This window comes from Kribbella sp. NPDC104740 (genome assembly GCF_055583505.1).
The window spans coordinates 683590-697030 of sequence record NZ_JBVJNV010000001.1 but is presented as its reverse complement, the minus strand read 5'-3'; the positions used below and the strand labels follow the sequence as shown (position 1 = coordinate 697030).

Here is a 13441-nt window from a genome sequence, read left to right as displayed (position 1 = left end):
CATGAACACCACACCGCTGACCACCGAGACCACCACCAACCGCCCCGAACTGCAGCAGGCGATCGAGGCGTTCGTCGCCGCCGGCTTCGCCGGGATCCAGCTGCGGGTCAACGACGAGCACGGCGAGTGGGTCGGCAGCGCCGGCGTACGGGAGCTGGGCTCGGCCGAGGCACCGGCCACTGACGGCTCGTTCTGGGTCGGCAGCGTCACCAAGACCTTCACCGCGACCCTGATCCTGCAGCTGGTGGCCCAGGGCAAGCTCTCCCTGGACGACGCCGTCGCGAGCCACCTGCCCGCGCTGGGCCTCGACGAGCGGATCACCGTCCGCATGCTGCTCAACCACACCAGCGGCATCTTCAACTACACCGGCGAGTTCTACCCCGACGGCACCTTCGCCGCCGGCATCCCGGCCAGCGGCAAGGAGTGGGTCGACAACCGCTTCCTCAGCTACCAGCCGATCGAGCTGGTGCACCGCGCCCTCGCCAAGCCGGCCCGCTTCGAGCCGGGCACGGACTGGAGCTACTCCAACACCAACTACACCGTCGCCCTGCTCCTGATCGAGGAGCTCACCAGTACGTCGTACGCCGAAGCCCTCAGCAACCAGATCTCCCAGCCACTGGGCCTGACCGGCACTGTCGTCCCGGGCGACCTCACCGACCTCCCCGGCCCGCACGCCCACGGCTACTACCGCTACCAGGACGGCGACGACTGGAAGATCGCCGACGTCACCCGTCAGAACCTGTCCCTGCTGGCCGGCGCCGGCGACCTGCTCTCCACCACCCGCGACCTGCACCTGTTCTTCACGGCCCTCAACAGCGGCAAGCTCATCCCCCAGGACCTGCTCACCGAGATGCGCACCGGCGTCGGCCCGATCGACTACGGCCTCGGCGTCTTCGTCCAAGACCTCGGCCCCGAGCACGGCGGCCAGGTCCTCCACCACAACGGCAGCGCCCCCGGCGGCTACGGCGCCCTGATGTACAGCTCCCCCGACGGCACCCGCACCCTCACCGCCGGCATCACCATGGGCGACGCCGACTCCAACCCCGCGGAGACCTTCCCGGCCGCCCTGGCGGCTCTCCTCAACGAGGTCTACTGAGCCCGTAGGGTCGGCCGGTGCCTCGACTCATCCACCTGAACGGCCCGCCCGGCATCGGCAAGTCCACCCTGGCCGCCCTGTACGCCGACCGGGCGCCCAGGACTCTCAACCTCGACGTCGATGTCATCCACCGCCTGATCGGCGGCTGGCCGGACGAGGACAACCACACCTGGGACCTCGTCTGGCCCGTGGTCCACGCGATGGCCGCCACCCACCTCGGTGGCGGCCACGACGTCGTCGTCCCGCAGTACCACGCCCGGCCGGACGAGATCGCCACGCTGGAGAGCCTCGCGCACCGCCACCAGGCGAGCTTCCACGAGGTGATCCTGCTCGACGGCCGCGAGGCGGCGGCCGAGCGGTTCGCCCGCCGGGCCGGCGCGACCGACGACCCCTGGATCCGCCACCACCACCTGTCCCGCGCCCGCCTCGACGCTCTGTACGACGACCTGCTGCAGCTCAGCGAGGTGCGCCCGGACGCGGTGGTCGTCCGGAGCACGGCGGACGCGGTCGAGGCGACGTACGAGCTGCTGATGGCGAAATTACCCTTGTAGTAAAAATGAGGGGGCCGACCTGGCCGTGCGGACCGTCACGCTGCACTTCCCGGCCAAGGAGGACCTGCTCTTCGCCGACGACCCGTTCAGCCTCGAGTCGCTGACCGAGTGGCTCGACGCCAGGCCCGCCGGTACGCCGACGCTCGACGCGTTGCGCGATTGGATGGCGGCGACGATGCGTGATTTGGACGCCACGGGCGCCTCGGCGGAGGTCTGGCGGCGGCGCGCTCTGCGCTCACAGCTGATCGTCGCCGACGAGGACCTGCGCGGCCGCGCGCGGGCGGCGTACTACCGGTACGAGCAAGCCATCGCGGCCGGAGTCGCCGCCGATCTCGGCCTGACGGCCGACGCGCTCGCGCCGCGGCTGACCGGGATCACCGTGATCACCGGCCTGCGCGAGCTGTACGAGACCGCCGAAGCGCAGGGATCCGAGCCCGACCAGCTGCTCACGCTGGTCGACCGCGTCCTCGACTACGCCCGCGCCGGCCTCGCCCGCCTCACCGAGTGAAGGAGATCGTCATGACCAAGACCTGGTTCATCACCGGTACGTCGTCCGGCTTCGGCCGCCTGATGACCGAGAAACTGCTGGCCCGCGGCGACACCGTCGTCGCGACGCTCCGGCGTACGGGAGCGCTCGCCGACCTGCAGTCCCGGTACGCCGACCGCCTGGACGTCGTCGAGCTCGATGTCACCGACCCCACCGCCGTACGCCGTACCGTCGACGCCGCGTTCGCCCGGCACGACCGCATCGACGTCGTGGTCAGCAACGCCGGCTACGGCCTGTTCGGCGCCGCCGAGGAGCTCACCGACGAGCAGATCCGGCTGCAGGTCGACACCAACCTGATCGGCTCGATGCAGCTGATCCGCGCGGTCCTCCCGCACCTGCGCGCCCAGGGCGGCGGCCGGGTCGTGCAGGTCGCGTCCGAGGGCGGCCAGTACGCGTACCCCGGTTTCAGCGCGTACCACGCCACCAAGTGGGGCATCGAAGGCTTCGTCGAGGCGGTCGCCCAGGAGGTCGCGCCCTTCGGCATCCACCTCACGATCGCCGAGCCGGGCCCGGCCGCCACCTCGTTCGGCGCCGCCCTCACCCTCGCCACCCCGCTCGACGCGTACGCCGACAGCCCCGCGGCCCAGGTCCGCCAGGGCATGACCGACGGCACCTTCGAGCTCCGCGGCGACCCGGACAAGTTCACCCAGGCGATGATCGACGCCGCCGACCAGACCCCGGCACCCCGCCGGATCACCCTGGGCAGCGACGCCTACACCCACATCCACGACGCCCTGCGATCCCGCCTCGACGACCTGGAGTCAGAAGGACGCCGCCTACGCGGCCGACCTGTCCGCCTAGACCTCCCGCGCCGAGGCCCGGACAAGACTCACCGGCGCGGGCGGTGCGCTCGCTCATCGGAGCGAGTGTTCGCCGTGCCCCGGCCGGTGGGCCGTCGTGCGGGCCTAGCGGCCCTGGTTCTTCACGGCCTCGATGGCGGCCGCGGCCGCGGCCGGGTCGAGGTACTCGCCGCCCTTGGTGACCGGGTTGAAGTCCTCGTCGAGCTCGTAGTACAGCGGGACGCCGGTCGGGATGTTCAGGCCGACGACGGTCTGCTCGTCGAGCTGGTCGAGGTGCTTGACCAGGGCGCGCAGCGAGTTGCCGTGGGCGGTGACCAGGACGGTCTTGCCGGCCCGCAGGTCCGGCACGATCGCGTCGTACCAGTACGGGAGCATCCGCTCGACGACGTCCTTCAGGCACTCCGTTGCCGGGAGCAACTCACTGGGCAGCGCCGCGTACCGCGGGTCGCCGGCCTGGTCGTACTCGGTGCCGCGCTCGATCGGCGGCGGCGGGGTGTCGTAGGAGCGGCGGAACAGCATGAACTGCTCCTCGCCGAGCTCCTCCAAGGTCTGCTTCTTGTCCTTGCCCTGCAGGGCGCCGTAGTGGCGCTCGTTCAGCCGCCAGGAGCGGCGGACGTCGATCCACTGCCGCTCGGCGACCTCGAGCGCGATGTTCGCGGTCCGGATCGCGCGGCGCAGGACCGAGGTGTGCAGGACGTCGGGCAGCAGGCCGCGGTCGCGGAGCAGCTCACCGCCGCGGTGCGCCTCCTCCACCCCCTGGGCGTTCAGGTCGACGTCGACCCACCCGGTGAACAGGTTCTTGGCGTTCCAGTCGCTGTGGCCGTGGCGGAGCAGGATCAGGCGATAGGTCATAGCCGCATGCTATCGAGGCTCCAGCCAGCCCTTGAACGCGTCCAGGTTCCGGGTGGACTCGCCGCGGGCGACCCGCCAGTCGTACTCACGCCGGATCGACGTCGCGAAGCCCAGTTCCAGGATGGTGTTGAACGACGAGTCGGCGTACTCCAGGACGGCGCCGAGCAGCCGGTCCACCTCGCTCGGGGTGATCGCGTGCAGCGGGACCCGGCCGTCCAGGTGGATGTCGCCGAGGTGATCGATCGCGAACGCGACGCCGTACATCTTGAGGTTGCGCTCCAGCAGCCAGCGGTAGACGGCCTCGTGGTTCTCGTCCGGGCGGCGCGCGACGAACGCGTGCACGTGCACGGCCTGCGCCCCGACGGTCAGCGAGACGCCGGTCTTCAGCTTCCGCTCGCCCGGCAGGTCGGCCGCGAACGCCCCGGGCGTGGTCTCGGTGAACTCGAGCTCGTTCTCGGTCAGCACCTGACGGATCACGTCCGCCGCGGAAACCCTCATCGTGTCTCTCCCGTACGGCGTACGCTCATCCGGCCACCTCCGCGGCGAGCTCCGCCGCCATCGTCCGCGCGGCCGTCCGGTACGCGGCCAGCGTCTTCTCCGCGGTCAGTTCCCAGCCGAAGGCCCGGGCATGCTCGACCGCGGCCCGGCTCATGCTCTCGCGGACCACCGGATCCGTCCCGATCCGCGCCAGCGCGTCGGCGAAGTCGTCGACCGCGTGCCCGGGCAGCAGCAGCCCGGTGACGCCGTCACGCACCGCGGTCGTCAGCCCGCCGACAGCGGCCGCGACGACCGGCGTACCGCAGGCCTGGGCCTCCAGCGCGACCAACCCGAACGACTCCGAGTACGACGGGACGCAGACCACCGACGCGGCCCGGTACCACTCGGCCAGCCCCGCCCGGGCCATCGGCTTCACGAACCGGGTCACGTCGTCGACACCGAGTCGCCGCGCCAGCTCCGCATGCGACTCCGGGTGCTCCATCCCGTTGCCGGACGGGCCGCCGATGATCGCCACCACCAGCCGCTCGCGCAGCGACGGATCGCGGTCGAGCATCCGCGCCGCCGCCCGGATCAGCAGGTCGGGCGCCTTCAGCGGCTGGATCCGCCCGACGAACGCCAGCACGATCGCGTCCTCCGGCACCCCGACCGTACGCCGGGCCGCCGCCTGGTCGCCGGGGCTGAACATCTCCAGGTCGACGCCGGGGTTGACCACCTCGACCTTGGCCGGCGGTGCGCCGTACAGGCCGATCAGTTCCTTGGCCTCGTCGTCGGTGTTGGCGAGCAGCCGGTCGGCCGACTCGACCACCTGCTCCTCGCCGAGCAGCCGCGCGGGCGGTTCCGGGACGTCGTCCTCGGCCAGGCTGGCGTTCTTGACCTTCGCCATCGTGTGCATGGTGTGCACGAGCGGGACCGCCCAGCGGTCGCGGGCCAGCAGCCCGACCTGGCCGGACAGCCAGTAGTGGGAGTGGATCACGTCGTAGTAGCCGGGTTCGCGGATCGCCTCGGCGCGCAGGACGGCGCGGGCGAACGTGCACAGCTGGGCCGGCAGCTCGTTCTTGGCCAGCCCCTCGTACGGGCCGGCGGCGACGTTGCGGACGGTGACGCCGGGGGCGAGCTCCACCTTCGCGGGCAGCGCGGACGAGGTCGCCCGGGTGAAGATGTCGACGGCGATGCCGAGCCCGGCCAGGCGCTTGGACAGCTCGACCACGTAGACGTTCATCCCGCCCGCGTCCCCCGTGCCCGGCTGGTCCAGCGGCGAGGTGTGCAGGCTGATCATCGCGACCCGCCGAGGTGGACGGTCGGCGGAGGGTTCGGTCACGTCGCCAGCGTAACTCCGGGGTCGCCGGGACGGTTCGGTGAGACGGGGTGCCGCCTGCATCGGGGACTTTGAAAGACTGTGGCTATGACGAGTCGCCCTGTTGCCGTGGTCACCGGAGCCAGTAGTGGGATCGGGGCCGCCACCGCGCGGCACCTCGCGGAGGCCGGGTACGAGGTGGTCTGCGCGGCCCGCCGGCTCGACCGCGTCGAGGCGCTGGCCAAGGAGATCGGCGGCCGCGCGGTCCAGTGCGACGTGACGTCGGCCGAGGACGTCGCGGCGCTGACCGCGGCAGCCGGCGCCGAGGTCGACCTGCTGGTGAACAACGCGGGCGGCGCGTTCGGCTTCGAGCCGGTCGCCGACGCCGACCTGGACGCCTGGCGGCGGATGTACGAGGTGAACGTGATCGGCGTCGCCGCGGTCACCAAGTCGTTGCTCCCGGCCCTGATCGCGGGACGCGGGACGATCGTGGTGATGGGGTCGACCGCGGGTCAGGTCGCGTACGAGGGCGGCGGCGGGTACGTCGCCGCGAAGCACGCGGTGAAGGCGGTCGTCGACACGCTCCGCCTGGAGCTGTACGACCAGCCGGTCCGGGTCTGCGAGATCGCGCCCGGGATGGTGAAGAGCGAAGGCTTCGCACTGACCCGCTTCGAGGGCGACGAGGCGAAGGCCGAGGCCGTGTACGCCGGCGTCGCCGAGCCGCTGACCTCGGACGACATCGCCGAGATCGTCACCTGGGTGGCGTCGCGGCCGCCGCACGTGAACATCGACCGGCTGACGGTGCGTCCGAGAGCGCAGGCCGCACAGCACAAGGTCTTCCGGGAGAACTGACGTACGGCGCCGCCCGCCTTCGGCGGGCGGATGGGGAAGGAAGGCGGGGCCGGCTAGGGCTTGGCCCTCAGCCGGTCGACCGGTGGTGAGAGCACCGGGAGCGGTTGCTGCGGTTCAGGGAGCCCGTAGCCGGCGTACAAGCGGCGGCGGATCGGCTCCAGGGGGAACGTCTCCGGGTAGATCGCCAGCTTCACCGTCACGCCCTCCAACGTTGCCCTGAGCAACATCTCCTCGACGGCGGGATCGGCGGCACCGCGCGCCGCGAAGACCGCACGGATGGCGTCCTCGACGAGCGCCATCCGGGCCGACTTCTCGGTCTCCACCTCGGCGAACACCCCGTGCGTGGTGGGCTGCATCATCAGCGAGATCGCCAGCCGCTGCACCGGCAGCGTGGTCGCGGCGGCCATCAGCGCGCCGTCGATCATCCCGGCCAGCCGTTCGTCCGGCGTACCGGGAATCTCCAGGATCCCGGCGATCCCGTCCAGCCAGCGGTCGAGCAGCTGCGCGGCCAGATCGCGCTTGGACGCGAAGTAGTAGCCGACCAGCCCTCGGGAAACACCCGCCCGCGCGGTCACGTCCGAGATCGACGCGGCCTCGTAGCCCTTCTCGGCGAAGACCTCCAGGGCAGCCGAAAGGATCCGCTCGCGTGAGCGTTCCCGCATCTCCTGGTTGGTGGCGACCGACCGCGGCACCCGTGTCTTCTTCCCTGGTCAGGGCCCCGGAGTCCGAGCAACCCCCCACCTCTGTGCTCGGCACTCCCGGGCTTTGACCCCCCGTGTTTCCCTGCGAGGCCCCTCCCCAGGCGCCCCCTATAGACTGGACGTCCAGTCAACGAATGTCAAAGGCTCAACCGCAATTCGGGCACGCAGCGTCACCGGTACGCCGTCCGGTTTCGTCCGCACGCAGCCTCCCGGGTAGGATGAGATGGCTGCGCAGTGCGTCGAACGAGTAGGTCGAGTGGCAACACGAGCGACCCCGAGCACCACGGACACGCCGTAGCCACCACCTGACTCACAGTCACCGCTGCTAGTCCCAACTGCTTGGAGCGCTTCCGCATGCCCCTCCGTAATGACCTGCGCAACGTGGCCATCGTGGCCCACGTCGACCACGGGAAGACCACCCTCGTCGACGCGATGCTGTGGCAGTCCGGCGCCTTCGGAGCCCACCAGCACGTCGACGAACGCGCGATGGACTCCGGTGACCTGGAACGTGAGAAGGGCATCACGATCCTGGCCAAGAACACCGCCGTCCGGCACAAGATGGCCAACGGCGAGCAGATGACGATCAACATCATCGACACCCCCGGCCACGCCGACTTCGGTGGTGAGGTCGAGCGCGGCCTGTCGATGGTGGACGCGATCGTGCTGCTGGTCGACGCCTCCGAGGGCCCGCTGCCGCAGACCCGGTTCGTGCTCCGCAAGGCGCTGGCCCGGAACATGCCGGTGATCCTGGTGGTGAACAAGGTCGACCGTCCGGACGCCCGGATCTCCGAGGTCGTCGACGAGACCTACGAGCTGTTCCTGGACCTGCTCGACCACGACGCCGACCAGAGCGCGCTGGACTTCCCGGTCGTCTACGCCTCGGCCCGGGCCGGCCGCGCCTCGCTGACCCAGCCCGCCGACGGCGGCCTGCCGGACTCCGAGGACCTCGAGCCGCTGTTCGAGACCATCCTGAACAACGTCCCGGCCCCGTCGTACACCGAGGACGCGCCGCTGCAGGCGCACGTGACCAACCTGGACGCCTCGCCGTTCCTCGGCCGGCTCGCGCTGGTGCGGGTGCACGAGGGCACGCTGAAGAAGGGCGCCCAGGTCGCCTGGTGCCGCCACGACGGCACCATCCAGAAGGTGAAGATCACCGAGCTGCTGGTCACCGAGGCGCTCGAGCGGGTCCCCGGCGACTCCGCCGGCCCGGGCGACATCGTCGCGATCGCGGGCATCCCGGAGATCATGATCGGCGACACGCTGACCGACCCGGACAACCCGAAGCCGCTGCCGCTGATCACCGTCGACGAGCCGGCCATCTCGATGACGATCGGTACCAACACCTCGCCGCTGGCCGGCCGGGTCAAGGGCACCAAGGTCACCGCCCGCCTGGTCAAGGACCGGCTGGACCGTGAGCTGATCGGCAACGTGTCGCTGAAGGTGCTGGCCACCGAGCGCCCGGACGCCTGGGAGGTGCAGGGCCGTGGTGAGCTGGCGCTGGCCATCCTGGTCGAGCAGATGCGCCGCGAGGGCTACGAGCTGACGGTCGGCAAGCCGCAGGTGGTCACCCGTGAGATCGACGGCAAGCGGCACGAGCCGGTCGAGCGGCTGACCATCGACTGCCCCGAGGAGTACCTGGGTACGGTCACGCAGCTGCTCGCGGTCCGCAAGGGCCGGATGGAGCAGATGACCAACCACGGCACCGGCTGGGTGCGGATGGAGTTCCTGGTCCCGGCGCGGGGCCTGATCGGCTTCCGCACCGAGTTCCTCACCGACACCCGCGGCACCGGGATCGCGCATCACGTCTTCGAGGGTTACGAGCCGTGGTTCGGCGAGCTGCGCACCCGCCCGTCGGGCTCGCTGGTCTCCGACCGCGCCGGCGCCGCGACGTCGTACGCGATGATCAACCTGCAGGAGCGCGGCACGATGTTCGTCGAGCCGGCCACCGAGGTGTACGAGGGCATGATCATCGGCGAGAACTCGCGCGCCGACGACATGGACGTCAACATCACCAAGGAAAAGAAGATGACCAACGTCCGCTCGAACGCGGACGAGTTCGAGAAGCTGGTCCCGGCCCGCAAGCTGTCGCTGGAGCAGTCGCTGGAGTTCTGCCGCGAGGACGAGTGCGTCGAGGTCACCCCGGACGCGATCCGGATGCGCAAGGTCGCGCTGACCCAGATCGAGCGCGCCAAGCTGGGACGCAAGAGCAAGGCGTGATCTAGGATTCACCGGCTGGTCGCGATCCACGGGGGAAATTTTCCGGATCGTGACCAACCGGAGCGACCGCTTCGTCGTCTACTCAGTGGCTTCACACTTTCAGGGGTAATTCAGTTGGGGGAAGGACAGGGATTCATGGGGATTCTGCGTAAGCTCGGCGCCACCACGACGGCCGTCGCGATGCTGGGAGTCGGCGTCTTCGCCGCGACCGGTACGGCGGGGGCCACCGCCACGGTCAAGCCGGCCGTGACGCCGGTGGCGAAGACCGCCGCCGTGCAGGCGGCGGCGCCGGCTGCGAAGAAACCGGCCAAACCGGCCGCGAAGAACGTGCTCGTCCCCGGCAAGCTGCGCCTCGACAAGCGCTGCATGACCGGTCGCATCATCTGCGTGAACAAGAAGACCCGCAAGGTGGCGTTCCTGTACAACGGGAAGCTGCTGGCCACCGGTGACGCCCGCTTCGGCGCTCCCCGGACGCCGACCCGCAACGGCTTCTTCAAGCTGCAGCGCAAGTCCAAGAACCACGTCTCGTCGATCTACAAGTCGCCGATGCCGTACGCGATGTTCTTCAGCGGCGGCCAGGCGATCCACTACTCGTCGGACTTCAAGGCCCGCGGCTACAACGGCGCCTCGCACGGCTGCGTCAACATGCGCGACAAGAACAAGATCGCCTGGATCTTCAACCGGGTGAAGGTCGGCGACCGCATCCTGGTCTACAGCGCCTGAGTAACACCCTTTCCAGCAGCGGCCGAGGAGCTCACTCCTCGGCCGCTGTTGCGTTTCCGAAGGCTTTGAAGAGCCGGGGCTCGACCAGGCAGAACGTCGCGGTCTCCACCTGCGACGCCGTCCGCCGCAACGTCCGTACGGCGATGTCCGCCGCCGACTGGGCCGGCCACCCGTAGATCCCCGCCGACACGGCCGGCAGGCTCAGCCGCCGTACGCCGAGCTCGTCGGCGATCCGCAGCGCGTTGGTGTAGCAGGACACCAGCAGCTCCGGATCGCGTTGCCCCGCGGTGTAGTTGGGCCCGACGACGTGGATCACGTACGACGCCGGCAGCTCGCCCGCCGTCGTCCAGCCCGCCTCGCCGGTCGGAAGCCCTTGTGGATAGCGCTCGACGAGCTCGGCCAGCAGCGCCGGGCCGCCCGCCCGGTGGATGGCGCCGTCGACGCCCCCTCCGCCTCTGAGCGCGTGGTGAGCGGCGTTCACGATCGCGTCGGCCGGAACGGTGGTGATGTCGGCGGTGCTGAGAACGATTTCCACGCCTCGAGTATGAGCCAGGTCACGAGTGGCTCACGGGAGGTGTACGGCGCGTGGTCGGCGACTTACCCTGACACGGCAGTTGTTGGTGGAAGCCAACCATTCGACGGGGGCGGACGTCCCAGTACCTACAGGGGAAGTTCGAAGGACGAGGGGTTTGCGATGCGCGCGCGGAACTGGGTAGGGAAGGTGTCGGCGGTCCGGCACGTGCTGGCGGGGATGCTGGTCGCGGCGGCCGCCACCGGGGTGGTGGTTTACGGACTGAACGGTTCCGGAAGCGAGGCGACGGCCGCTCCGGCCGCGTCCACCGATCTGAAGACCGTGCCGTTCGAGGTCAGCGGCGAGCTGCCGATCTACCCGAAGGCCCTGTGGAGCAACGGCGCCAGCAGCGCCGACGTACGCAAGGTCGAGGCGCGGTTGATCCAGCTCAAGCTGCTCGACAAGCGCTGGCTGGACAACTCCTTCGGCACCATGACCCGGACCGCGGTGAAGAAGTTCCAGGCCTCCAAGGGGATTCCCGAGCTCGGCTACGTCGACCAGAACACCTGGGACCAGCTGAAGGCCGCGACCCACGAGCCGACCCAGAAGGAACTCTTCCCGCCCGCGCCCGTGGTCGACGGCAAGAAGCTCGACCAGCGCTGCGCGACCGGGACGGCGCTGTGCATCGACAAGACCAGCCGCAAGCTGCGCTACGTCGTCGACGGGGTGGTGAAGCTGCAGTTCGACGTCCGGTTCGGCGCCAAGAAGACGGCGACCCGCGAGGGTGCGTTCTCGGTCGGCTGGAAGAGCCGCAACCACGTCTCCAAGCTGTACGACTCGGCGATGCCGTACGCGATGTTCTTCAGCGGCGGCCAGGCCGTGCACTACTCGTCGGACTTCGCCGCCCGCGGCTACAACGGCGCCTCGCACGGCTGCGTGAACGTCCGCGACCTGAGCAAGATCAAGTGGCTGTTCGACCAGGTCAACGTCGGCGACAAGGTGATCGTCTACCGGTCGTGACGTCAGTACGACGTACGCCGGGTCGCGCTCGTCGGTAGGACGCACGCCGGGCCGCGCCGATCATTCGGCGCGGCCCGGTTCGTCGTACGGGAGTGGTTCGTCGTACGGGGTGGATCAGAGCGGGCGCGGGCCCCGGCGGCGCCGGATGCCCCAGCCTCCGCCGCGGCCACGGCCGCTGGCGGCGCGCAGCGCGGGCCGGGCGTCGACCAGGTAGACGCCGGCGGCGACGATCCCGATCAGCCCGAAGAAGCTCAGCCAGCCGCCCTGGAAGATCTGCGACAGCGAGAAGGTCGCCAGGATCAGCACCCAACCGGGCTTGGTCAGCTTGTCCGCGGCGACGAACACCTGCCGGGGCCGGAAGGCCGCGTCCAGCAGCGCGACCAGCTTGAGGCCGAGGATCACCCACCAGATGACGTCGAACGGATTGCCGAACCCCGGGAACAGGGTCGGGAACGTGGCGAGTGGGAGCATGCGTTAGAGCCTAACAAGCCGACGGGTGGCCCACCTCTGCTCAGCGGCAGATTCGGACCACCCGTCGGCGTGTTGCGGCGCGGGAACTACTTTCAGTCGCCGACCTTGGCGGCGGCGTCACCGGCGGCCTTGGCGGCGGTCTTCGCGGTCTTGCGGGCGCTGGTCGCGGTCGCCTTGACGTTGCGGGTGGCGCTGTCGGCGGTCTTGCGCGCGGTGGTCCGGGTCGCCTTGGCCTTGCTGACCGTGGTCTTGGCCTGCGCGGTCAGGTCCTCGGTCGCCTTCTGGCTGCGGATCCGGCCGACGATCTCCTCGCCACGGACGGCCAGGTCCTCGTAGGTCTCCTCGGCCTGGCCGAGCACGGTGGTCAGACCGGCCTGGGCGACGGCCGGCAGCTCACGCAGCTTGGCCGGAACGGTCCGCGCGTCGGCGGCCAGCGCCTCGAGACGCTTGGACAGCTCCGCCTGGCGCTTGGTCAGCTCGGTGCGCAGCGACGCCTGCAGGGCGTCCTGGTCGAGCTTGGCGAACCGGGCGGTGACGTCGCCGCTGACCGCGCGGAACTTCTCCACGGCCAGGTCGCCGGCGCCGGCGATGACGTACAGGGGCGTGACGGGGGTACGGGTGGCCATCAGGCTCTTCTCCTCGGGTGCAGAACGTTTTACTTGGCAGTGCTTTTTGGTGCAGGGGTCTTGGGGGCCGCGGGCTTCTTCGCCGTCGCGGTCTTCTTGGCCGGCTTGGACGCGGCCGGTCCGTCGTCCTCGGGTGCGTTCTCCCGGACGAAGGATCCGTAAACGTCGAGCAGCACGCGCTTCTGCCGCTCGTTCAGCAGCGGGTCGAGCAGGATCGCGTCGACCACACCGGTCGCGCTACCACCCTCGGCCCGATCCTCGGGGTCGAGGATCCCGGCGCGCACGTACAGCGTCTCGGCGGAGATCCGCAACGCTTTCGCAAGCTGCTGCAGCACGTCGGCCGACGGCTTGCGCAGCCCACGCTCGATCTGACTCAGGTACGGGTTGGAAACACCGGCCAGGTCGGACAGCTGCCGTAGCGAAAGCTGCGCATGCCGCCGCTGCTCGGCGAGGTACTCCCCCACCGATCCCATCGCGTCCGCCGCACGATCACTCAACCTGGCCATGCGTCCAGTGTGCTAGCAGAGTGCTTGCAATTGCAAGCAGGCGAGAGGTGAGCCCGCTCACGGTGTGTACAACTGAGACCGCCCCGGGGGGGGGGCGGGGGGGGGGGGGGGGGGGGGGGGGGGGGGGGGGGGGGGGGGTTGGGTGGGGGGGGGGGGGGGGGGGGGGGGGTTGGGGC

General features: G+C 70.2%; 15 protein-coding genes and 1 pseudogene. 8 read left to right on the top strand and 8 right to left on the bottom strand.

What is annotated here, in order from left to right; all coding sequences use genetic code 11:
- Position 1: 1 nt before the first annotated feature.
- From ACZ6Z4_RS03335 to ACZ6Z4_RS03320, 4 genes and pseudogenes are all read left to right on the top strand, one after another.
- Positions 2 to 1096, top strand: coding sequence for a serine hydrolase domain-containing protein (locus ACZ6Z4_RS03335; RefSeq protein WP_465557635.1), 1095 nt, complete (start codon positions 2 to 4; stop codon positions 1094 to 1096).
- A 17-nt stretch (positions 1097 to 1113) separates the two neighbouring features.
- Complete coding sequence (locus ACZ6Z4_RS03330) at positions 1114 to 1647, top strand: AAA family ATPase (protein WP_465557633.1); 534 nt, start codon at positions 1114 to 1116, stop codon at positions 1645 to 1647.
- Positions 1648 to 1672: 25 nt separating this feature from the next.
- Positions 1673 to 2155 carry an acyl-CoA-like ligand-binding transcription factor gene (locus tag ACZ6Z4_RS03325; protein WP_465557631.1) on the top strand — a complete coding sequence of 161 codons (483 nt, stop codon included), beginning with the start codon at positions 1673 to 1675 and terminating at the stop codon, positions 2153 to 2155.
- 11 nt (positions 2156 to 2166) lie between these two features.
- A pseudogene (locus ACZ6Z4_RS03320) lies at positions 2167 to 2901 on the top strand (SDR family oxidoreductase); the annotation flags it as partial.
- Positions 2902 to 3099: 198 nt separating this feature from the next.
- Here ACZ6Z4_RS03320 and ACZ6Z4_RS03315 read toward each other — a convergent pair.
- The 3 genes from ACZ6Z4_RS03315 to mshA are packed head-to-tail and all read right to left on the bottom strand — an operon-like array spanning position 3100 to position 5662.
- Complete coding sequence (locus tag ACZ6Z4_RS03315; RefSeq protein WP_363667206.1) at positions 3100 to 3846, bottom strand: phosphoglyceromutase; 747 nt, start codon at positions 3844 to 3846, stop codon at positions 3100 to 3102.
- A gap of 9 nt (positions 3847 to 3855) precedes the next feature.
- The gene (locus ACZ6Z4_RS03310) at positions 3856 to 4344 is read right to left on the bottom strand and encodes a type III secretion system chaperone family protein (protein ID WP_465557629.1); all 489 of its coding nucleotides are present in this window, start codon (positions 4342 to 4344) and stop codon (positions 3856 to 3858) included.
- Between the two features lie 25 nt (positions 4345 to 4369).
- A complete protein-coding gene (gene mshA / locus ACZ6Z4_RS03305) occupies positions 4370 to 5662 on the bottom strand; it encodes a D-inositol-3-phosphate glycosyltransferase (protein ID WP_465557627.1) in 1293 nt (430 codons plus the stop codon).
- An 84-nt stretch (positions 5663 to 5746) separates the two neighbouring features.
- Between mshA and ACZ6Z4_RS03300 the strand changes: the two genes are divergently transcribed.
- Entirely contained in the window at positions 5747 to 6490 is a 744-nt protein-coding gene (locus ACZ6Z4_RS03300; protein ID WP_465557625.1) for an SDR family NAD(P)-dependent oxidoreductase, read from the top strand.
- Between the two features lie 53 nt (positions 6491 to 6543).
- Here the strand turns inward: ACZ6Z4_RS03300 and ACZ6Z4_RS03295 are convergent, their stop codons facing one another.
- Positions 6544 to 7182, bottom strand: coding sequence for a TetR/AcrR family transcriptional regulator (locus tag ACZ6Z4_RS03295; protein WP_465557623.1), 639 nt, complete (start codon positions 7180 to 7182; stop codon positions 6544 to 6546).
- 363 nt (positions 7183 to 7545) lie between these two features.
- Here ACZ6Z4_RS03295 and typA point away from each other — a divergent pair, with 363 nt between their 5' ends.
- Together typA and ACZ6Z4_RS03285 are read left to right on the top strand one after the other, a co-directional pair.
- Complete coding sequence (typA, locus tag ACZ6Z4_RS03290; protein ID WP_465557621.1) at positions 7546 to 9408, top strand: translational GTPase TypA; 1863 nt, start codon at positions 7546 to 7548, stop codon at positions 9406 to 9408.
- A gap of 135 nt (positions 9409 to 9543) precedes the next feature.
- Entirely contained in the window at positions 9544 to 10131 is a 588-nt protein-coding gene (locus tag ACZ6Z4_RS03285; RefSeq protein WP_363667219.1) for a L,D-transpeptidase, read from the top strand.
- Between the two features lie 31 nt (positions 10132 to 10162).
- On the opposite strand, the gene ACZ6Z4_RS03280 is transcribed toward ACZ6Z4_RS03285, so the two are convergent.
- Positions 10163 to 10666: a macro domain-containing protein gene (locus ACZ6Z4_RS03280; protein ID WP_465557618.1), complete on the bottom strand. Its 504-nt coding sequence runs from the start codon at positions 10664 to 10666 to the stop codon at positions 10163 to 10165.
- 159 nt (positions 10667 to 10825) lie between these two features.
- Here ACZ6Z4_RS03280 and ACZ6Z4_RS03275 point away from each other — a divergent pair, with 159 nt between their 5' ends.
- Positions 10826 to 11662 (top strand): L,D-transpeptidase family protein, encoded by an 837-nt coding sequence (locus ACZ6Z4_RS03275; protein ID WP_363667223.1) that lies wholly within the window; start codon positions 10826 to 10828, stop codon positions 11660 to 11662.
- Between the two features lie 114 nt (positions 11663 to 11776).
- Here ACZ6Z4_RS03275 and ACZ6Z4_RS03270 read toward each other — a convergent pair whose 3' ends face one another.
- The 3 genes from ACZ6Z4_RS03270 to ACZ6Z4_RS03260 form a co-directional block, all read right to left on the bottom strand.
- Positions 11777 to 12133: a DUF2516 family protein gene (locus ACZ6Z4_RS03270; RefSeq protein WP_363667225.1), complete on the bottom strand. Its 357-nt coding sequence runs from the start codon at positions 12131 to 12133 to the stop codon at positions 11777 to 11779.
- 92 nt (positions 12134 to 12225) lie between these two features.
- Positions 12226 to 12759: a hypothetical protein gene (locus ACZ6Z4_RS03265; RefSeq protein ID WP_465557615.1), complete on the bottom strand. Its 534-nt coding sequence runs from the start codon at positions 12757 to 12759 to the stop codon at positions 12226 to 12228.
- Positions 12760 to 12788: 29 nt separating this feature from the next.
- Positions 12789 to 13265, bottom strand: a complete 477-nt coding sequence (locus ACZ6Z4_RS03260) for a helix-turn-helix domain-containing protein (RefSeq protein WP_465557613.1) — start codon at positions 13263 to 13265, stop codon at positions 12789 to 12791.
- Positions 13266 to 13441 lie beyond the last annotated feature (176 nt).